The sequence below is a fragment of the Methylomagnum ishizawai genome, assembly GCF_900155475.1.
Taxonomy (GTDB): Bacteria; Pseudomonadota; Gammaproteobacteria; order Methylococcales; family Methylococcaceae; genus Methylomagnum; species Methylomagnum ishizawai_A.
The window spans coordinates 2,015,581-2,035,432 of record NZ_FXAM01000001.1; the positions used below are offsets into that span (position 1 = coordinate 2,015,581).

17 protein-coding genes and 3 pseudogenes are annotated in these 19,852 nt (G+C 60.6%); 13 read left to right on the forward strand and 7 right to left on the reverse strand.

Annotation, left to right across the window (positions count from 1 at the left end; translation table 11 throughout):
* Positions 1 to 417 precede the first annotated feature (417 nt).
* From B9N93_RS09000 to B9N93_RS09010, 3 genes are read left to right on the forward strand one after another with little or no spacing between them, the layout of a single operon-like run.
* Positions 418 to 753 carry a helix-turn-helix domain-containing protein gene (locus B9N93_RS09000; RefSeq protein ID WP_085212873.1) on the forward strand — a complete coding sequence of 112 codons (336 nt, stop codon included), beginning with the start codon at positions 418 to 420 and terminating at the stop codon, positions 751 to 753.
* The gene (locus B9N93_RS09005; protein WP_085212874.1) at positions 746 to 2,101 is read left to right on the forward strand and encodes a type II toxin-antitoxin system HipA family toxin; all 1,356 of its coding nucleotides are present in this window, start codon (positions 746 to 748) and stop codon (positions 2,099 to 2,101) included. The genes B9N93_RS09000 and B9N93_RS09005 overlap by 8 nt, the downstream gene beginning before the upstream one ends.
* Before the next feature lie 60 nt (positions 2,102 to 2,161).
* The gene (locus tag B9N93_RS09010) at positions 2,162 to 2,623 is read left to right on the forward strand and encodes a ferritin family protein (RefSeq protein WP_085212876.1); all 462 of its coding nucleotides are present in this window, start codon (positions 2,162 to 2,164) and stop codon (positions 2,621 to 2,623) included.
* Here the strand turns inward: B9N93_RS09010 and B9N93_RS09015 are convergent.
* From B9N93_RS09015 to B9N93_RS24600, 4 genes are all read right to left on the reverse strand, one after another.
* A complete protein-coding gene (locus B9N93_RS09015; RefSeq protein WP_217807286.1) occupies positions 2,591 to 3,817 on the reverse strand; it encodes a hypothetical protein in 1,227 nt (408 codons plus the stop codon). The two genes, B9N93_RS09010 and B9N93_RS09015, sit on opposite strands and share 33 nt — an antisense overlap.
* A gap of 332 nt (positions 3,818 to 4,149) precedes the next feature.
* The gene (locus B9N93_RS09020) at positions 4,150 to 5,094 is read right to left on the reverse strand and encodes a hypothetical protein (protein ID WP_085212880.1); all 945 of its coding nucleotides are present in this window, start codon (positions 5,092 to 5,094) and stop codon (positions 4,150 to 4,152) included.
* Positions 5,091 to 5,687, reverse strand: a complete 597-nt coding sequence (locus B9N93_RS24595) for a DUF6932 family protein (protein WP_125468906.1) — start codon at positions 5,685 to 5,687, stop codon at positions 5,091 to 5,093. The genes B9N93_RS09020 and B9N93_RS24595 overlap by 4 nt, the downstream gene beginning before the upstream one ends.
* A gap of 509 nt (positions 5,688 to 6,196) precedes the next feature.
* Positions 6,197 to 7,738, reverse strand: coding sequence for a hypothetical protein (locus B9N93_RS24600; protein WP_125468907.1), 1,542 nt, complete (start codon positions 7,736 to 7,738; stop codon positions 6,197 to 6,199).
* A 485-nt stretch (positions 7,739 to 8,223) separates the two neighbouring features.
* On the opposite strand from B9N93_RS24600, the pseudogene B9N93_RS26280 reads away from it, so the two are divergent.
* Positions 8,224 to 8,397, forward strand: a pseudogene (locus B9N93_RS26280) (class I SAM-dependent methyltransferase); the annotation flags it as partial.
* Positions 8,398 to 8,862: 465 nt separating this feature from the next.
* On the opposite strand, the gene B9N93_RS09035 reads toward B9N93_RS26280, so the two are convergent.
* Genes B9N93_RS09035 through B9N93_RS09045 form a run of 3 tightly spaced genes read right to left on the reverse strand, consistent with a single transcriptional unit; the run spans position 8,863 to position 9,729 of the window.
* A complete protein-coding gene (locus B9N93_RS09035) occupies positions 8,863 to 9,084 on the reverse strand; it encodes a GDCCVxC domain-containing (seleno)protein (RefSeq protein WP_085212884.1) in 222 nt (73 codons plus the stop codon).
* A 6-nt stretch (positions 9,085 to 9,090) separates the two neighbouring features.
* Entirely contained in the window at positions 9,091 to 9,366 is a 276-nt protein-coding gene (gene merP / locus B9N93_RS09040) for a mercury resistance system periplasmic binding protein MerP (RefSeq protein ID WP_085212886.1), read from the reverse strand.
* A gap of 15 nt (positions 9,367 to 9,381) precedes the next feature.
* Positions 9,382 to 9,729 carry a mercuric transporter MerT family protein gene (locus B9N93_RS09045; RefSeq protein WP_085212888.1) on the reverse strand — a complete coding sequence of 116 codons (348 nt, stop codon included), beginning with the start codon at positions 9,727 to 9,729 and terminating at the stop codon, positions 9,382 to 9,384.
* Between the two features lie 73 nt (positions 9,730 to 9,802).
* Here B9N93_RS09045 and B9N93_RS09050 point away from each other — a divergent pair, with 73 nt between their 5' ends.
* From B9N93_RS09050 to B9N93_RS09090, 9 genes and pseudogenes are all read left to right on the forward strand, one after another.
* Entirely contained in the window at positions 9,803 to 10,126 is a 324-nt protein-coding gene (locus B9N93_RS09050; RefSeq protein ID WP_085212890.1) for a YnfA family protein, read from the forward strand.
* On the forward strand, positions 10,123 to 10,524 hold the full coding sequence (gene merR, locus B9N93_RS09055; protein WP_085212892.1) for an Hg(II)-responsive transcriptional regulator: 402 nt from the start codon (positions 10,123 to 10,125) through the stop codon (positions 10,522 to 10,524). The genes B9N93_RS09050 and merR overlap by 4 nt, the downstream gene beginning before the upstream one ends.
* Before the next feature lie 244 nt (positions 10,525 to 10,768).
* Positions 10,769 to 11,434 carry a response regulator gene (locus B9N93_RS09060; protein WP_085212894.1) on the forward strand — a complete coding sequence of 222 codons (666 nt, stop codon included), beginning with the start codon at positions 10,769 to 10,771 and terminating at the stop codon, positions 11,432 to 11,434.
* Positions 11,431 to 12,753 (forward strand): ATP-binding protein, encoded by a 1,323-nt coding sequence (locus tag B9N93_RS09065; protein WP_085212895.1) that lies wholly within the window; start codon positions 11,431 to 11,433, stop codon positions 12,751 to 12,753. Before B9N93_RS09060 ends, B9N93_RS09065 begins: the two co-directional genes overlap by 4 nt.
* Complete coding sequence (locus tag B9N93_RS09070) at positions 12,750 to 14,162, forward strand: TolC family protein (protein WP_085212897.1); 1,413 nt, start codon at positions 12,750 to 12,752, stop codon at positions 14,160 to 14,162. Before B9N93_RS09065 ends, B9N93_RS09070 begins: the two co-directional genes overlap by 4 nt.
* An 83-nt stretch (positions 14,163 to 14,245) precedes the next feature.
* Positions 14,246 to 15,298, forward strand: a complete 1,053-nt coding sequence (locus B9N93_RS09075) for an efflux RND transporter periplasmic adaptor subunit (protein WP_176225202.1) — start codon at positions 14,246 to 14,248, stop codon at positions 15,296 to 15,298.
* Positions 15,299 to 15,314: 16 nt separating this feature from the next.
* Positions 15,315 to 18,404, forward strand: a complete 3,090-nt coding sequence (locus B9N93_RS09080) for an efflux RND transporter permease subunit (RefSeq protein WP_085212901.1) — start codon at positions 15,315 to 15,317, stop codon at positions 18,402 to 18,404.
* A 59-nt stretch (positions 18,405 to 18,463) separates the two neighbouring features.
* Positions 18,464 to 18,874 (forward strand): annotated as a pseudogene (locus B9N93_RS09085) (transposase); the annotation flags it as partial.
* A gap of 214 nt (positions 18,875 to 19,088) precedes the next feature.
* Positions 19,089 to 19,616, forward strand: a pseudogene (locus B9N93_RS09090) (transposase); the annotation flags it as partial.
* Positions 19,617 to 19,852: the final 236 nt, after the last annotated feature.

The window sequence follows — 19,852 nt, forward strand, 5'->3', positions numbered from 1 at the left end:
CCGAGCATTCGATCCAGGGAGCCGATTTCACATCCGACCGACCCTGCCGGCCCGGTTTCCAACCTGCTGGCGCTGAGGACGGCCCTGCACTGCCGGCTGCGCGATCGGTACGGAGTGTTCCCGCTCTTGATTCGCCAGGGCCAGTGTTCGCCAGCAAAAGGAACGACTTTCAAAACCGATGTCGTCCTGTGTGAAAGGCGATCCGGCGAATCAGGCAGGAATCGTCCCCGGCCCATACGCGGAAATAGGTCTTGATTCGTGAAGTATTCCGTCCAGAACAGCGCCGCCGGCCCCATCCATCATGGTGTGACAGGACGCCATGGCGTTACGGATGAGCCATGTCTTATTTTGCAAATTACTTCATATATGAAGTAATATATGCTTAATTTGGTTAAAAAGCATTGAATAAGATGACTTATGAGCGTGTATTTCAAAACAGACATAGAGATCGCGAAAATCCTGGGAGAACGCATCCGGAATTACCGGGTTTCGGAATCTGGTGCCTCGATGACCAGGGATGCGCTGGCCGCAAAAGCCGGCGTATCGTTGTCTTCTTTGGAGCGGCTTGAGGGGGGAGGCAATTCACGTCTTTTGACGTTGATTTCGGTGCTTCGGGAATTGGGTCTCTTGGATAATTTTTTGGAATTGGTCCCGGACATTTCAGAGCCAACGCCCATGGATTTGCTTGAACACAAAAAACCGAATCGTGTCCGGGCCTATGCTTCCAGGAAAAAAAGGGGGGATCATGAGTAAAGCCAATGTTGTCCTGGTCAAGCTTTGGGGCAAGCTGGTCGGAGTGGTCTCCGGGAACCGGCACCGGCCTGGCATATATTCGTTCCAGTACGACAGAAAGTTTTTAAGCTCAGATCCAGAGCTCAACCTTTCGCCAGCGTTGGGGAATGCCTTCCCGTTCAATGCGGCGCCCAAGTTCTTCCCGAGCCTGAACCCGGAAACCTTCCATGGCTTGCCTGGCTTAATCGCCGATGCCTTGCCGGATAAATTCGGTAACGCGCTGATCGATGCCTACATGGTCAACTTGGGGATAGCGCCTTCCGATATTTCGACCATGCAAAGACTGCTTTACATGGGGCACAGAGGAATGGGGGCTTTGGAATTCGAGCCGGCGATGACTTCCAAAGAAGAGAAGGTCGCCGTTCCATTGGTCATGTCCGAGTTGGTCGAAAATGCGCGGCGGGCATTGTGCGGAAAAATAGAGGATGTCGGACCGGACATTATCCGTATCGGGTCTTCGGCCGGCGGCGCGCGCGCCAAGGCCGTGGTCGGATTCAATTCTGAAAGCAACGATCTTGTCTCCGGACAATTCGATCTGCCGGATGGCTATGAACACTGGTTGCTGAAATTCGACGGGGTAGGAGAGAACGGGAATTTCGGCTCGACCAATGGCTTTGGAAGGATCGAATATGCCTACCACCTCATGGCCAGGGCGGCGGGCATCGATATGATGGAATGCCGGTTGCTGGAGGAAGGCGGACGAGCCCATTTCATGACCAAACGCTTCGACCGGGTGGGAAATGAGAAACTCCATGCCCAAAGCCTGTGCGCATTGCTCCACGCCGATTTCAACGTTCCCTACGTCCACGATTATGGCCTTTATTTCAGAACCGTACAGATACTCAGGCTTGGGAAGCTGGCGCTAGGACAGTCCTATCGAAGGATGGTCTTCAATGTCATGAGCAAGAACTGCGATGACCATACCAAGAACCTTTCTTTCCTAATGGACAAGAATGGCTCGTGGTCGCTGGCTCCGGCATACGACCTAAGCTATGCTCACAATCCAGCCGAAGGCAAATGGACCCGACAGCACCAGATGCTGATCAATGGAAAAGCCAAGGATATTACCGAGCGGGATTTACTCGAGGTGGCGCATCAGTTCAATATCAACCATGCAAACGAAATCATCCATGAAGTCAAGGAAGCGGTTTCCCAATGGGAATATTTCGGCAACCAAGCGGGCGTCGAGCCTGAAACGATAGATTTCATTGAACGCCACCATGAATTGGTTCGTTCCAGACCATTTTTCACCGGACCGCCAAAAATTGAAGGGGAAACGGACGACGAGGATGGTTCACCAAAGCTTTAGCCCGCTTTTAAGAATTGCCGACACGTTCACGCTATTAAAATCAAGAAGGTGGTGGATCGCATGCGCAGTTGCTGCAAACAGGTGAAGGATTTCCTGGAATTCGGGAAACACCTCCACGGCGAGATCAAGCGGTTCTATGACCGGGCCAACGAGGAAACCGGATCCGAGCGAATCCGGATGCTGCTCGATTACCTGAGCCGACACGAGCAACATCTCGAGGAATCGCTCGCCCGTTTCGAGAAGGGTTCCCGGAGCGGCATCCTGAACACCTGGCTGGAATATCCCCCGGATCTCGATGTCGAAGCAGTGATCGGCAAACACAATCTCGGGGAGATCAACTCTTCCGAGGCTCTGATCTCCATCGCCATGGATTTCGACGATACCCTGGTGGCGCTTTACCGGGAGGTGTCCGCCAAGGTGGACGAACCGAAGCTCAAGGAAGTGTTCCTTAACCTATTGGCGCTGGAGGAAAAGGAAAAAATCCAGGTGCTACGGGCCGCCATGTCCTTCCAGGATATGTAGCCCAGCGGGATTATTTCCCACTCCCCCTGGGAGGGTCCGGGCGATCTTCTTAAGGATGGAGCGGTTTTCGCCGAAGGTACAGATCGCCTTGCAGTGTTCGCTCAAATCGCCGAAGGGGATGAAGGCGATAGGTAATCCGTCGAGCGAGTGGCGGAAGGCGGGACGCGCTAGTTGCGCCATCACTTCCTTTTCGCGGCGGTTCGGCGCCACCAGGTAAAGGTCACACCCGCAATCCGGTATCGACCGCGCCAAATCCTCCAGGCGGAGGATCCCCGAATAGATGGAAGTGCTCTTCTCCACTTCGAAGGCGCCGACGATCTCCCCAGTTCCCGGCTCCAGCCATAGCACATCGATCAGGCGCACCGTCTCCCTGACCTCGTCGGGCCACTCACGGGGGGGCAAATCGGGAACGGTGAGCAAGGCGAAGGACTGGCCGTCGTAGGCGCGGTGGCGGTCGTTGCGCGCCACATGGACCTCGTAGCGGAGCGCGCGGCCGATGGTGATCAGGAGGTGTTGTATCCGCGTGTGTTCGGATTCCTCCCGGCGTTCCTCCAGGACTGCTGAGTGACGGGCCTGGGCCGCCTTTTCCAGCTTGGCCTTTTCCAGGGCGGGGACCGCTTCCGTATTGTTCCCTATCGGCAATCTTCCCGTGCCGATCTCATACAGCAAACCCGAGAATGCGCCGAGATCCTTGGACAAGTGATTCCGGACGCGCTCGTTCGCGTTCAGGATCACCTCCCGCATGGCGAGGTAGCTTTCCCAGGACCCCAATTTCTTCTTGTCCGCGAACAAGGCATTGAAGCCATTGAGCATCGCTGTGTTGAAGGGCGGTATGGCCGTGGGATGCAGGAAATACAGGATGTTGGCCACGGCGGGTCCCAGTCCCTTGATCCTGGCATCGGCCAGTCCGCTGATTTCGGCCAGGATGCGCTCCGTCTGGTTCGTGGCGAGGCAGGCTTGCAAAAAGCCGCCAAACTTGTGCTTGTTGGCCTCGTTCTCGTAAATATCGGGAATGCGGAGCTTGGGTTTCCAGTAGAACGGGTGGGCCGCGCCCTCGAACACCTGTTTCTGCTCGGTGATGGCGGCCAGTACCGTCTCCAAGGGCGAACCCTTGAAATCGTTACCGAACGTCCCCTCGGCAATGCCGTCCACGACATCCCGCACTCCGCGCCGGATGGTGCGGAAGGCTTTCATGCGTTCTCCGCCGTTAATGAACCATGTGTTATAGACCGATTCCGAGTCGGACTTATAGCGATCAATCAATTCGGTCAACGGTGCGGTTTCAAGCATGTCATCAACGGTTTGTGGGTTTTTAAATCATAGGGTGGGGCCATCCAAGCCTTTGCGAATAGGGGCAGCGTGGGTCATGGGCGATACCGCGCTTCCGACGGTACTGTCCGTATCCAGCGCCCGTCATGTGATGCCCCGGCCTGCAACCTCGCCAGGGTGCCCCGGTAACCACTGCCCATGGATATCTTCCCCGAGTCCTCCGGAGGGGAGCCGAATATCACGATGTCGGCGCCGATCTAATTCACGGTCTCTTTGGGATCATCGCTACTGGCCCAATCGGGGTTATCTAGCAACCGATAGCGAGGCCGGCCATTTCCTACTCGGGTCACCATAAGCGTGATGCTCGCCTTTTGGCGCAAATGCGTATTTATATCTTCGGGATTGATAATAGCCGGTCCGATTTTTCCGGATATCACATCACCGCTTTCCTGTATCCGAAATTCAAAGGTCCGCCTTTTGGGAAGGATTCCTTGAAATTCGCCAGTCAAGTTTTTTTCCTCTTCGTGCAGGTTATCGCCACTGAGGCGTTCCCAACTCCGGCGGACTTGTTTAATATCCGTAAACTGGAAAACCTTATTGCCGAACCTCAAGGCGCAAACCGCTTCGTTTTCGGCAAGCGTATTAACGAAACCGCGTATCTTGTCCAAGGCCCTTGGATCGAGTTCGGCGGCGGAGTCCGCCAATAATTCATCATCTGGCTCGATAGAACCTTGGAGTAGGTTTTGGGTACGCTCCAAAGCCAATTCAACGGGGGTTTGCTCGTCAAGTGGCATCTGCCTTACCCGGTATTCCTCCAATTCGAAGCCGAACGAGCCCAGGGCGGTGTTCGTGATAAGCAACTGGTTTTGTTCCCTGTTAGGGATCGGCCCCATCGCCGACAATGGGGCTGTCAGGGAGGCCGCCACGGCGGCCACCGCCTCGGTAAACCCATTCACGGCTTTCATGGCGAAGTCGGCAAAAATGCCGTGGCTGCCACCCACCACGGGACGTCCGCTGAAGGTCAAGCACGCCCGCGCAGGTTCATGCTCATCGACTTGTGCTTGGCCAATCTCATCCTCAACCTCTTCCAGTCTTGCCAATAAGCTGCTGCGGTCAAGCACGTCTTCTTCCGGCGTGCTGGCGATCATTTTTTGAAGTGTGCTGCGTTCGCCAAGCAGATTCAGCAAATCCACTTTGTTCATGGCTGTGCTCCTGGGTTTCCGGATCCGATCAATATCGCTTTTGCGGCGACGTCTTCAACCGGAGCCAGATCGATTTGCAAATAACCTTTCCATAGTTGATTTCGACGATGCGACCACATGCTATACCAATAGGCGCTGCTCGCCACCAATCGCTCTTGAAGCGTGGTATCCAGGCATACCATATAGGCATCGGTATGATAGATGGCCTTGAAGGCTTTCCTGGCAGATTTAGTAGCCGGAAACAAGAGAGGCGCTTTATTCAATAAATCGGTCTGGGAAACGTTTGGAGGGAGTTGATAGAAAGTCACCACGTCAATATCCTCCGGCGCACGAGATTCTAGAAGTTCCACATCTTCCAGAAAGCTGCCATCGAGCCATTGAAAGCCGATGGTCAATCCCAATTTATGCAGTTCGGCGCGATAATTCAGGAAGCCGTCCAGTATTTCAAGTCGCTGCGGAGTATGGCTAAACCTGGAGACGAACTCATTTAGAGATATCGGATATGGCGATCGATCCACCGAAACTGGATTAAGCTCATTTATAGGCGGAATAACTCCCCTAGAATTCCAAGTTGGTATCGATGTGAGCGGCATGCGGCTTCCTTTTTCGTTTTTATTTAACCTAGTTTCAGGCGCGGTCAATCCACAGTGGAGTTACATCAACTCAAGAAACCTGGGTTATGATGCCTGAGTTTAAGTTAAATTATATCACAGCGAGTACAGTCTAACGATGAAGGAAAGTGTGGGGGAGCCGTCTGGGAGCCGCTCCTATGTGTTTTTTGTTTATCCCCATTCCCGCCCTCCATCGATGTGGATGATGCCGGGCGATATGGTCGTGGCCGGGACGGATCGGGAGGGCCGCAGCCGCATGGCGCGGAGGCAAACGATTCGGCTTGGATCGGGCTTATTCCCGATCCAAGCGGCAGATCCACTCCGCTCGGTTCCATGGGGCCGGTTGTCTTCGCGTACCCGTATGGATGTGCGCAAAAATCGGTGCGGATTTTTGACAAGCTCTAGCCATTGCCCATTGCACGGAATGACCGCTTTCGTGTCCAACAGCATCCATCCAGCATCTGGAAACGCAATAATTTTTGTTCTGTCGGCTAAGTATTTCCGTTTTTCCAATCGCTTAGAATCGTGGCAACCCATTCGCAATCCATCTTGGCGCATGGCTCCGCTTCGATGATGATGGCACCGAGAGGATGCTCAATCGGGTCGGCTTCTATGAACAGGTAAGCATTCGAAGAAATAATTCCATCGATCTTGATGACGGAAACATACCGAGGTCTTGGTTTGTGGCTGGAACCAAGGATTGTGCTGAGTGGGTGAACGGTATCATCATCCAAGATGGCCTTCGGCATTTTTGATATTTGGGGATGGAGTTGTCGAGGATTAAGGGCGACGAAACTTATAGTATTGAAATCATCGGATAAGCCCGATACGAATTTTTTAAGGTATTCTGTGAATTTTGGATTTTCTGGGGGATAGTGGTCTGGAAACGATAGGTTGCCAAACGCAATTATATCTATCGGCAAGAGATCGTTTTTACCTTCTCCCTGGACAACGCTGGCCTCGGTGCTTGGATTCCGTCCCGAAAATACAGCAACCCCTTCTTGTGGATCGGTTCGATATATTTTCTTGGTTAGTAAATCAGGAAACCGGGCCGTGTAGCTGACAGGCACCTCTTTGGGCTGTAGCGCCTGATCGGGTGGTTCCTCGTGCAAGTTCAAGGTTGTTTTGTCGTCAATTTCCCCCGGTCCTTGATCATCCTCCGCGCCGCCTTTCGCAGACGCTGCTGCGCTCCCAAACATTTTCGATGCCATGGTATAGGTCAGTTTTTCAAAAGGAAAAGGGTGGGAACAGGAAATTATTTGAAAAACCAGAAATTTTTGGTCGCCGAGCCACATGCCGTTGACCTTTATTGTTGATTTGCCCTCAAAAGGTAGTTTGGCCATTGGGTAGATTTCATCTATCGAGGATGCCAGTAGCGATGACGATAATGATTGAATGCAGCGCTCGGCGTATGGATCGAAAGCTATCCTGGCAATATCCGCAGCTGAGTAGCCCCTCAATCCAGGCGAAATATCGACATGCGCTATTCCATTGGACTTATCAATGCGGGCGTTTTCCCAGAGGTTGTTTGTATCAAATGGAGCTTGAAAAATACGCACAATTAACTCGCTGGACGATCCAAAATAGAATCGAATAATCTCTATCGCGGGAATTATGACGGTTCTTTTACATCCAGTCTGGGCAACCAAACACCATGAATTTGTATGCATGCGGTGGTAGGGGTGGATGTTAAATGGTATAAGGTAGTTATCATGGTCGTCAGTAACGCCCGACTTGGCTAGCCGCGTCATTTCCTTATCGGATACCACATCAAATACTTCTTCGTTACAGTATTGGGTGCCAACCAGTTTTCCGCTTTCCCAAAGTGTCCCAATGGAAACCATTGGCAATAAACCAATTGGGATCGGTATCCGTCTTTGCCCTTTTAAAGGGTATGGAAAAGTTGTTTCGAAGCGAGACAGCCTTGCATTTATGAATGGGCTTTTGTCGCGCTTTCCTCGCGAGAAGAATAGGTTTCCTATCCAATCAAGGCGCCATATATTTCCATCATGTGGGAATACCTTGATTTCCATATTGAAATGCGGAGTCATTTGCGGTCTTTGGTTGCTTGCGTTGGGGCAAGCATCATGCACCAGATCAGAATGCCACGCCAACAATCCATTATTCCTGTCAAAACATTGGGGAGGAGGATTTAGGTGTTACCCCCCGTCCCATCGCCAAGCGCCACAGCAAAGATGCTCCAAAGTGTAGGGGGGCGATGGGGTTGGCCCCACCTGCCCGATGCAAGCCGGGGGCACCGGCGTCGGCAAGGCATCCCCTTCTGGAAGGACTACCCGAAGCGGGCAAATGTGTTCCCTCGTGGAATTGGGATTTCGGGCATAAGCTGGCGCACCGTAGGATAGCGACTATGAACATGAATTTGACTTCATTGGCCGTTGTACGCCCCCAGTCGACCGATTTTTTGTAATTTTCAAAAATTCATCTAAATAATTGATTTGTAATTTATTTTGCCTATTTTTGCGGGCAAAACAAGTAAATCATCCGTACATGGACGGAAATGGTCGCCGACCTCGCCGGGAATCTGATCGCCCTGGCGGAGGCCAAGGCGGAAGCCCAAGCCCTGCGGAACATCGAGTTCCGCGTCGCCGACATGCTGGACCTCGGTTATCCCGACGGAAGCTTCGACGCCGTGGTGTGCGTGTTCGGCATCTTCTTCGTGCCCGACATGGCCGGGGCGGTCGTGGAGTTGTGGCGCATGGTCCGGCCCGGCGGCCGCCTGGCGATCACGACCTGGGGTCCGCGCCTGTTCGAGCCCGCCAACGGGGTTTTTTGGGAAGCGGTCGAGGCGGTCCGGCCCGACCTGCACCGGGGCTTCAATCCCTCGGACCGCATTTCCGAACCGGCGGGACTGCGCGCCATGTTGGCCGAGGCCGGGGTACAGGGCGCCGACATCGTGGCCGAAGCGGGAACCCATCCGCTCGGATCCCCGGAGGATTGGCGGAAGATCGCCATGGGGAGTGGTTACCGGGGCACCTTGGAACAATTGGAGGCCGGGACATTCCACCGGATTCGGGAAATGCACCTATCCCGCCTCCAGAGGGAAAAATCGCGGCCATCGAGACCAACGTCATCTATGCCCTGGCGACCAAGCAATAGGACAGGGAAGTCCTGTGGATCGAAGGCTGGGTCACATGCCCTAGCCGCAACATCCCCCGGCCTTGCCATGCGCCTGTACCGGCGGGCACTTCACGGAACCGTAGGAGCAGAAAACACAGCAATCGCCCGGCTTGGGACGGAGCAAGACCTGGCAATTCTTGCATTCGTAATAGAACTGGCAAGCATCCGTGGGCATGGTCTCCCGCTGGGCGAAACCGCATCCGGGACAGGTGATGACGGATTCCAGGACGAGGCTATCCATGGATGTTCAGGGATGGAGCGTGGAGGGATAGCCGACCTGCGTGGTGGCTTGGATCAAGGCGTCCGGGGTGGCCCGCTCCGGGTCGTAGGTGACCGTGGCGGTTTTCCGGTCGAAATCGACTTTGGCTTCGTTGACTCCGGGGACCCGCTCCAAAGCCTTCCTGATCGTGATCGGGCAGACCGCGCAATCCATGCTCCGCACGTCCAGCATGACGGTCCGGGGTGTGCCGGCGAAGCTCAACAGGGGTGGCAGGGCGAGGGCAAGCAGGATCGTCAGACGCATATCATTTCCTCGGAATCAGTAGAAAAGCGGCGCGGCCCATGGACCGGCCAGGAGCCCTAGCGAGAGCAGGGCGACCCCCCAAAAAATCAGCCGCTGCCGCTTGAGGGTCGGTTTATCCCGGCAGGCCGAGCCGGGTTCGCAGGCCCGGGACGGGAAATAAAGCTCGCGAAATGCGAGTGCCAGGAATAGGAGCGCCGCCGCCATGAAAGCGGGCCTGAATAGCGCCATGGCCGTCAGGCGGCCGATCCAGGCTCCGCCGAACCCCAGCGAAAGCAGGACCAACGGCCCCAGGCAACACGCCGAAGCGCCTATCGCGGCCAAGGTTCCGGCGAGCAGCGAGCCTTTTGCGTTCAATCGGGACATCTCGGTTCTCCAGGTTCCGGCGCGACTCTAAACCCCGTACCATGGTACGGAGTCAAGCCTATCGGGATTCAATATGACCACCCCCCTGTATTACACCCTGGCCGCCTTCTTCGAGATCGCCGGTTGTTTCGCCTTCTGGAGCGTTGTGCGGCTCGGCCGGTCCTGGCTGTGGCTCAGCGCCGGCATCGCCAGCCTCTGCGCGTTCGCCTGGCTGTTGACCCGCGTCGAGGTCGAGGTGGCGGGGCGGGCCTACGCGGTCTATGGCGGCGTCTACATCGTCGCTTCGCTGTTGTGGCTGTGGGGGATCGAAGGCCACCGGCCGGACCGCTGGGACCTGGCGGGCGCGGTGGTTTGCCTCTCGGGCGCGGCCATCATCCTATGGGGACCGCGTTCATGAGCGAAGGCCTGCTCACCATCGGTGCCTTGGCTAAGCAAGCCGGGGTGAACGTGGAAACCATCCGGTATTACCAGAGGCGGGGCTTGCTGGACGAGCCGGACAAGCCCTTGGGTGGCGTGCGCCGTTATCCGGTTGCCTTGGCCGGGCGGATCCGCTTCATCAAGCGGGCACAGGCGCTGGGTTTCACCCTGGAGGAGGTCGGCCTTTTGTTGCGGCTCGACCAAGCCCGCGCCTGCGCCGAAACGCGGGAACTGGCGGCCCGTAAGTTGGCCTTGATCAATCGCAAGATCGCCGATCTGGCCTCAATGCGTGACGCCCTGGAGACCTTGTCCCACGAATGCGACGAAAGGTCTGGGGAAGCATCCTGTCCGATTATCCAAGTCTTGGAGCAAGGCTAACGTCCCCCATGGGACTTCTCATACCTGCCGACCCGGAACCCAATCCGAAGAAAAGTATTCGTTGCGCCTAGGGGCGCTGTCTGGTCTCCATGGGCGTCGGCGCAAGCGTCCGCTTTCGCCAACGGGCATAGCGGCCATGCGGAACCCCACGTACCGCTCCAGCAAGCCATTTTGGATTTCTTAATTCCCACTTAACCCTCGCCGCGCCAGACTACCGGTAACACTTCGAAAACCGGGGGCTGCGATGCGTTTGTTATTGGTCGAGGACGATCCGATGATCGGCCAGGCGATTTGCGAGGGCCTGGACCAGGATGGCTTCGTGGTCGATTGGGTTCGGGATGGCGAACACGCCCGGCTCGCCTTGGCGAATCCGGGTGCGTGTTACGCCGCCGTATTGCTCGACCTGGGATTGCCCCGCCTGTCCGGCCTGGATCTGCTCGCCGAGTGGCGCCGGAATGGGAATGCCGTTCCGGTGCTGATCCTGACCGCGCGCGACGCCGTGGCCGACAGGGTCAAGGGGCTCAACAGCGGTGCCGACGATTACCTGGTCAAACCGTTCGACCTGGAGGAATTGGCCGCCCGCATCCACGCCCTGGCCCGGCGGAGCGCGGGACGGGCCGCAGCCCTCATCGAGTACGGCGGCCTCCGCATGAATCCGGCGACCCACGAGGTCTGGTGGCGGGAACGGCCGGTGGAGTTGTCCGCCCGCGAATTCGCGCTGCTCCATGCCCTGCTGGAAAAGCCGGGGGCGGTGCTGTCCCGCGCCCAACTCGAAGAGCGCCTGTACGGCTGGGACCGGGAAGTCGCCAGCAACGCGGTCGACGTGCATCTCCACAACCTGCGCAAGAAACTCGGCGGCGAGGTCATCGCCAACGTGCGCGGCGTGGGTTTCCGGGTGGTGAAGGCATGAACCTGTCGATCCGGCACCGGCTGCTGCTCGGATTGCTGCCGATCCTGGCGCTGGCGGGCGTGGCCTTCGCCGTGCCCACTTGGCTCAACGTCCACGAGGAAATCGACGAACTGTTCGACAAGGTCTTGCGGGAAACGGCCTATTCCAGGGCGGATGCCGCCCCGCCGTCGGCGGTCCTTCCCCCATCGATCCCGCCCGCCGACGCCGACGGCATCGATCTGGTCAGCCAAGCCTGGCGGGCGGACGGCACCTTGCTTTATCGCTCGCATCCCTTTCCGCCGCTGGCCTATCCGGCGCAAGCGGGTTTCGCCACGCTCGATTGGCGCGGGGAGCCCTGGCGGGTGTTCACCCTGAAGACCGCCGATGGATGGGTCCAGATCGCCCAGGCGGTCGGCGAGCGCCGGGAAACCGCGAACGAGGTCGCGCTACACCTATTGACGCCCTTGCTGGCCTTGCTGCCCGCTTTGGCCCTCCTGGTCGGGTTCGGGCTGGAGCGGGGCTTGCGTCCCTTGCGGAACTTGGTCGCGGCGGTGGAGCAACGCCGCCCGGAGGCTTTGGAACCCATCCCCGACCGAAGTTTGCCCACCGAGATCGGCACCTTGGTCGCCGCCCTGAACGGCTTGTTGCGGCGGCTGGATGAAACCCTGGCGGCGCAGCGGCAATTCACCGCCGACGCCGCCCACGAACTCCGCACGCCCCTGACCGCCCTGTCCTTGCAGGCGCAAGTGGCGGAACGCGCCACCGATCCGCGCAAAAAATCCGCCGCCCTGGCCGCCCTGCGCGAGGGCATCGCCCGCGCCAGCCATCTGGTGGGCCAATTGCTGACCCTGGCCCGGCTCGACCCCGAGGCCGCCCAAACGGCCCTGCTCCCCTTGCGCCTGGACACGCTGGCGCGGGACTGCGTGGCCGACCGGGTGCCCCTCGCCGCCGACCGGGGCATCGATCTCGGCATGACCGGGGCGGATTCGGCCTGCGTCGTGGGGGACGGGGAAGCCTTGCGGATATTGCTGGGCAACCTGCTCGACAACGCCATCCGCCACACGCCGACCGGTGGCCGGGTCGATGTGGGCGTGGTGGTCGATAATCACGGCGTATTGTTGGAAGTCGGCGACACCGGTCCCGGCATCCCCGAGGCCGAGCGGACCCGGGTGTTCGACCGCTTTTACCGGAGCCCCGGCAACGCCGGGCCGGGCAGCGGGTTGGGCCTCGCCATCGTCAAGCGCATCGCCGACCGCCATGGGGCCGCCGTGTCCCTCGCCGAGGGCGAAGGTGGATGCGGACTCAAGGCCAGCGTCCGGTTTCCCAAGCGATCCCCATGAAAGCCCACGTGCTGCTCATCACCGCGTTACTCCTTCCGGGCTGCGCCGAATACACCGCCCAGCCGTTGACGCCCACCGCGACCCTGGCCAAATTCGAGGCGCGAAGCCTGCGCGACCAGGGCTTGAGGCGGTTCACGGCGGCGGGCTTGCACCGCGAGCCGACGCCCTGGCCGCCAACCGCGTGGGATTTCGACGCGCTCACCCTGGCGGCGCTCTATTACCATCCCGATATGGCGGTGGCGCGGTCCCAACGGGATTTGGCCGAGGCCGGGGAGATCACGGCGGGCCAGCGCCCCAATCCCAGCCTCGCCTTTTCGCCCACCTACGTCACCAATATCGCCAGCGTGCCGTTCACCAATCCCTGGATCATGGGGCTGAACCCCGATATTCCCATCGAGACGGCGGGCAAGCGCGACGACCGGATCGCCCACGCCCAACACCTGACCGAATCCGCCCGGATGAAAATCGCGGCGGTGGCCTGGCAGGTCCGTAGCCGCTTGAGGGCCAGCCTGCTCAACCTCCACGCGGCGCGGAGCGCGGAAACCCTGCGGGCCGAACAACTCGCCCAGCAGCGGGCTTGGTTCCGGCTTCTGGAACAACGGTTGGCCGTGGGGGAAATTTCCCGTCCCGAACTCACCACGGCGCATCTGGCCCTGGCGCAAGCCGACTTGGCCCTGCGGGAGGCGCAACGGCAGGCGGCGGAGACCCAGGTTCAACTGGCCGATGCGCTGGGGGTGCCCGCATCGGCCTTGTCCGGCCTGGAAATCTCATTCGAGGCCGTGGCGCAACCGCCGTCCCTGGAAAATCTCCAACCCGGAACCCTGCGGCGGCAAGCCCTGCTCAACCGCGCCGATATCCTGGCCGCCCTGGCCGATTACGCCGCCACCGAAGCCGCCCTGCAACTCGAAATCGCCAAGCAATATCCCGACGTACATCTCAGCCCCGGCTACATCTTCAACCAGGGCGAATACAAATGGGTGTTCGGGCTGAGCTTGTCCCTGCCGGTCCTGAACCAGAACCAAGGCCCCATCGCCGAGGCCGAAGCGCGGCGCAAGGAGGCGGCGGCCCGGTTCGAAGCCTTGCAGGCCAAGGTCGCCGGGGAGATCGACCGGACGTTGGCGGGTGCCGTGGCCACCCGGCAAAAGCTGGCGGCGGCGGAACAACTACTCGCCGATCAGGCGCGGCAACGCCGTTCCGCCGAGGCGCTGTTCCGCGCCGGGGAAACCGACCGCTTGGCCCTGGTGGCTGCCGACCTGGAATACGCCACCACCGCGCTGGCCCGCTTGGATGCCCAGGTCAAGGCACAGCAAGCCCTGGGATTGCTGGAAGACGCTTTGCAGCGGCCCTTGGACGATGCCATAGCCCTTCCGCCCATGACCGAAGCCCCGCCCGGCGACGGTTCCCGTTGAACATGCCACAGGTTTGCCTTATGCGCTTTTTCGATTCAGGGCGACGTTCCCGAACGTCCAGGTTGATCCTGGCCGGAATCTCGTTGTTGATCTTGCACGCGCCGGTCTCCGGCGAAGAAGACGCCGCCGCCGTTCCGGTGGAGACGGATGTGGCGGTGGAACTCGGCCACATCGCCCGCATGACCTTGCGGGCCTATGTGACCGCCTATGGCGCGGTGGAGGCGGAACCCGCCCAGGGCGGCAAACCCCCGGCCAGCGCCTGGGTGGCTGCGCCGCTGGCGGGACTGGTCGCCGAGGCGCGTTGCGAGGAAGGCCAGCGGGTCCAGCGCGGCCAAGCCCTGTTCAGCCTGGATCACCGCTTGGCCGATATGCAGGTCGAGAAAGCCCGCCTCGCGGTCGTGCTGGCCGAACGGAACCTGCGCCGGAAGCGTTCGCTAAGTCCTGATGACAATATTTCCCCGAAGCTTTTGGACGAGGCTGAACACCTGTGGGAAACGGCCCGCCAGGATTTGGCCCAAGCCCAGGTCCAGCGGTCCCTGCTGGACATCGTGGCCCCGTTGGGCGGTACCGTGGTCAGGGTCAATGTCCGGCCCGGCGAGGCGGTGGGCGGCAACGCGCCCGTGGCCGAGATCGTGGACCTGGACCGGCTGGTGGTGAACGCCGCCGTGCCCGGCGCGGAAGCGCAACCGGTGAGGATCGGCCAGCCGACAGCGCTGTCCGTCGCGACCGGGACCGGGAGCGGCACAAAGACGGACGCCACCCCGTCATCGGCCCCGGGTTTGGTCGCCTTCATCGGCCTGCAAATCGACCCCAAGACCGCCACGGTCCCGGTGCGCATCGCACTGCCGCCCGGATCGGGGGTGCGTCCAGGGCAATTCGTCCAGGCGAGGATCGCCGTCGAGGTGCGCCCGGACCGGCTCGCGGTTCCCTTGGAAAGCGTTGTGACCCGCGACGGGGAAAGCGCGGTTTTCGTGGTGGAAGGCGACCGGGCGCGGCGCGTGCCGGTGCGTTTTGGGCTGCGCGATGGCGATGCGGTCGAGGTGGAAGGCGAAGGCTTGCGGGAAGGCTTGGAGATTGTGACCGTCGGCGCGTTCGGCTTGCCGGACAACACCCGCATCCATGCCATCGCCCGCTAGCCCGCCGGATTCGCCCATGACCCTACATTCATCCAGGCTGGGACGCTTCGCTGTCGAGAACGCCCCCGCCATCGTCTTCATCTGCGTGGCCCTGTGCCTCGCGGGAATCTATGCGGCGCTGACCCTGCCATCCTCGGTGTTCCCGCGCACCGATTTCCCCCGCGTCGTGGTCTTGGTGGACAACGGCGTCATGCCCGCCGACGAGATGATGGCCACCGTCACCCGCCCCATCGAGGAAGCTATGAAGGACATTCCCGGCGCGGAAACCCTCCGTTCCGCCACCGGGCGCGGGGCCGCCGAAGTGAATATCTTCTTCGATTGGCGGACCGACATGGTCCAGGCCGAGCAATACGTGTTGGGGCGGCTGGGCCAAATCCGGGCCAGCTTGCCGCCCACCGCCAGCGCCTCGGTGTTCCGGTTGACCTTCGCCTCGTTCCCGGTCCTCGGCGTCAGCCTCACCGGACCGGGACGCGCCATCACCGACCTGTGGGAAACCGCCCGCTACGATATCAAGCCCCGGTTCCTGCGCATCCCCGGCGTGGCCCGCGTCAATCTGGTCGGCGGACGGGCACCGGAATTCCATGTCATCGTCGATCCGCTGGCCCTGCACGCCGCCAACCTGACCCTGGCCCAGGTCGCCGACGCCCTGAACCGCAACAACCTGATCCTGCCGACCGGCATGCACGAGGAGAACCATACCCTCTATCTCGCCGTGGTCGATAACCGGGCGCGGGGTATCGGGGACATCGAAAACCTGACCGTGCCGGGACCGGGTGGCCGCCCCGTGCCGCTCAAGGAATTCGCCCATGTGCTGCGGGCACCGGAGCCGGTGTTCAACCGGGTCACCGCCGAAGGCGTCGATGCGGTACTGCTCAATGTCTACAGCCAGCCGGACGGCGACACCCTGGCCATCGCCGGACGGATCGAGGATGAGTTGCGGGCGCTGGCGGGCGGATTGCCCCCCGCCCTGAAGCTGGCCTTGTTCTACGACCAATCGGTGTTGGTGCGCGATTCGGTGAGGAGCGTCTGGGAGGCCATCGGTTTCGGCCTGTTGCTGTCGATGGCGATCATCCATGGCTTCCTGAAAACCTGGCGCACCACGCTGACGGCGGCGGCGGTGATCCCGGTGACGGTGCTGGCGACCCTGGTCGCCATGCGGGTCGCGGGATTGAGCCTGAACCTGATGACCCTGGGCGGTATCACGGCGGCTATCGGCCTCATCATCGACGACGCCATCGTGGTGGTGGAGGCGATCCACGCCAAGCTGGCCGCCGGGACCGAGCGGTGGGCGGCGGTGTCGGCGGCCATCGCCGAAATCCTGCGCCCGCTGCTGGGCTCGACCTTGACGCCGGTGGTGGTGTTCCTGCCGCTGAGCCTCCTGGACGGCATCCCCGGCGTGTTCTTCCGCGCCCTGGCCCTGACCATGACCGTGTCCTTGTTGACTTCCTTGGTGTTGGCGGTGACTTTGACGCCGTCGCTCGCGGCTGGATTGATGCGCGGACAGCATTCGCCGACCGGGGACGAGGCGGGCGGTCCCCTGTTGGGCCGTGTTGTCCGCCGCTACGAGATCACCGTCCGCGCCGCTCTGCGCCGTCCCGGAATCACCCTGTGGGCCTGCTTGGCGGTACTGTTGCTGGGTGCGGGGATTTATGGCCGCTTGGACAGCGACTTCCTGCCCGCCATGGACGAAGGCGGCTTCGTCATCGATTACAACGCCGCCTGGGGCAGCAGCCTCGCCGAAACCAACCGCCAATTGCTGCAAGCCGAGGCCATCCTGCGTTCCTTGCCCGAGGTGGAAAGCTATTCCCGCCGCACCGGCGCACGCCTGGCCCTGGCGATCACCGAACCGCATAGCGGCGACTTGCTCGTCAAGTTGAAGCCGGATCGGGAGCGCGATACCGAAGCGGTCATCGCCGAATTGCGCGAGCGCTTTAACGCCGCCGTGCCCGGCCTAGAATGGGAATTTGCCGGGATTTTGGGCGATTTGATCGGCGACTTGGCGTGGTCGCCCAAGCCGGTGGAGATCAAGTTGTTTTCCACCGATATCGCGTTCCTCAAGCGCAAGGCCCCGGAGATCGAGGCGAAGATCAAGCGGGTGGCCGGGGTGGTGGATACCTTCGATGGGCTGGCGATGACGGGACCGTCGCTACGGGTGCGGGTGCGACAACTCGAAGCGCAGCGCCTAGGATTCAGCGCCACCGATGTGGGCAACGCGCTCGGCACCGCCATGCTCGGCCAAAAAGCCTCCTATGTGCTGGAGGGCGACCGCCTGGTCAATATCCGGGTGCGCCTGGATGCGGCCAGCATCGACCGGGTCGAGGATTTACGGAACCTGCTGCTGCGGGCACCGGACGGGACGCCGGTCAAGCTGTCCCAGATCGCCGCTATCGGCGAGGAACCCAGCCAGTTGGAATTGCACCGGGAGGATTTGCGCCAGAACGTGGCCGTGACCGCCCGGCTCGAAGGCCGCGACCTGGGCGGCGCGATAGGCGAGATCAAGGCCTTGCTGGCCGGGGATAAGACCTTGCCGCCCGGCGTGCTGGAACTCGGTGGGCTGTACCGGCAACAACAAGCGTCCTTCCACAATCTGCTGCGGGTGCTGGCGATGGCGGTGTTCCTGGTATTCACCGTGTTGTTGATCGAGTTCCGGTCGTTCTCCGCGCCTATCGCTATCGTCGCGGGGGCCGTGCTGGCTTTGTTCGGCACCTTGTTGGCGCTGTGGCTGACCGGCACCTCGCTGAACATCGTGTCCTTCCTGGGCGCGATCATCGGCATCGGGATCGTCGCCAAGAACGGCATCTTGATGCTGGATTTCGTCGAGCATCTGCGAGCCGGGGGCCAGGGCTTGGCGGAGGCGCTGGCGCGGTCGGGGCGGCGGCGCTTGAGGCCGGTGTTGATGACTTCCTTGGCGGCGGCGCTGGGCCTGTTGCCGCTCGCCCTGGGCGTCGGCTCCGGCGCGGACATGCTGAAACCCCTGGCCATCGCGGTGATGGGGGCGTTGGGGATGTCCGTGCTGCTGTCGCTGGTAGCGACGCCCGCCGCCTATTTCCTACTGATGCGGTCGCGGGAAAAACCGGTTCCACACCGGATACCTCCCCATGGTTGATCGAAGGCCCGGACCTGGACGGCAATGCCTCCACGCCTCCGCCGCGTAAGCCCATGACGGAACCGGAGGTGGCCGAGGCGAGGACGGTCCGCCTCAAGCAGAAGATGGAGACGCTGAAGACCCGGCTGGCGGAGTTGAAGCGGATGCAGGCCCGCTTGGAGGACGCGCCGGACGAGCAGATTTCCCTGACCGACCCGGATGCCCGCGCCATGGCGACCAGTACCAGCCGGGGCCTGGTCGGCTACAACGTGCAGACCGCCGTCGAGCCCCGGCATCACCTCATCGTCGCCCACGAGGTGACCAACGTCGTCAGCGACCGGCGGCAACTGGTAAAAATGGCGGAGCAGGCCCGGAAGGCCATGGCGGTTGACGGTCTCCAAGCCATCGCCGATCGCGGCTATTTCAACGGCGACGAGCGCTGCGAGACATGGAGCAATGCGAATGCGCGCGTGTCGAGTAGTCTCCGGTAGCCGAGGCACCACGGGCGGGTTTCCTCGGAAACCTGCAAGGTGGTGCTGCGACCGGCGTAACGTCATCTGCGAGCCATGCAGGCGACCCCGTTGTCGCCGAGCGGGTCGAGCGGGGACAGCCGGAGGCCCGTCGGCTCGAGACATTGACCCGCGCCGCTTTTCCAGGGCGTGAGGGTCAGGACGACCCTACAGCCACTTCTGGAAAACCAGCGCGCAATCAATCCGGGCCTGCGAGGAGGCGGGCATCACCCCCTTCGTCGCCAAGCCGATGACCTCGGGCGCCAAGGCGGATGGCCGGTTCGACAAGGAGGACTTCATCTACAATCCCGCGTCGGACGAGTACGCGTGCCCGGCCGGAAGCCGCCTGATCCGGCGCTTTTCCCGGATCGAGAATGGCCTCCACATCACCCGCTACTGGAGTTCCGACTGCCCGCGCTGCCCGATCCGGGAGAAGTGCACGCCGAGCCGCTACCGGCGAGTCAGCCGTTGGGAACACGAGGCCGCCTTGGAGGCCATGCAGAAGCGCCTCGACCTGAACCCCGGGGCGATGCGCATCCGCCGCCAGACGGTCGAGCATCCCTTCGGCACCTTGAAGCACTGGATGGGGGCGACCCACTTCCTGACCCGCACGCTGGGGCGGGTCCGCGCAGGGATGAGCTTGCACGTGTTGGCCTACAACATGAAGCGGGTCATGAACATCCTGGGCGTTGCGGGGCTGATCGCGGCGATGCAGGCCCTATAGGGCCGCTTTTTGCCTCTCAAAGCCCCGCAAAAACCGGATCCATAGGGCGAAATCCGGAACGGCGACTTTCCATCCCCCTTTCTTTCCCGTTCTGGGATTCCGTCGAATTCACGTTTTCACACAGCCTGGCCGAACTCCGGTCCCATCATGTCTTTATTGCCGGGGACAGTGTATTTGAGCCCGTTGGTCCTATCCTCTGCGAGAACGATAAGCCCAATCCGGCTTTATTCAGCATC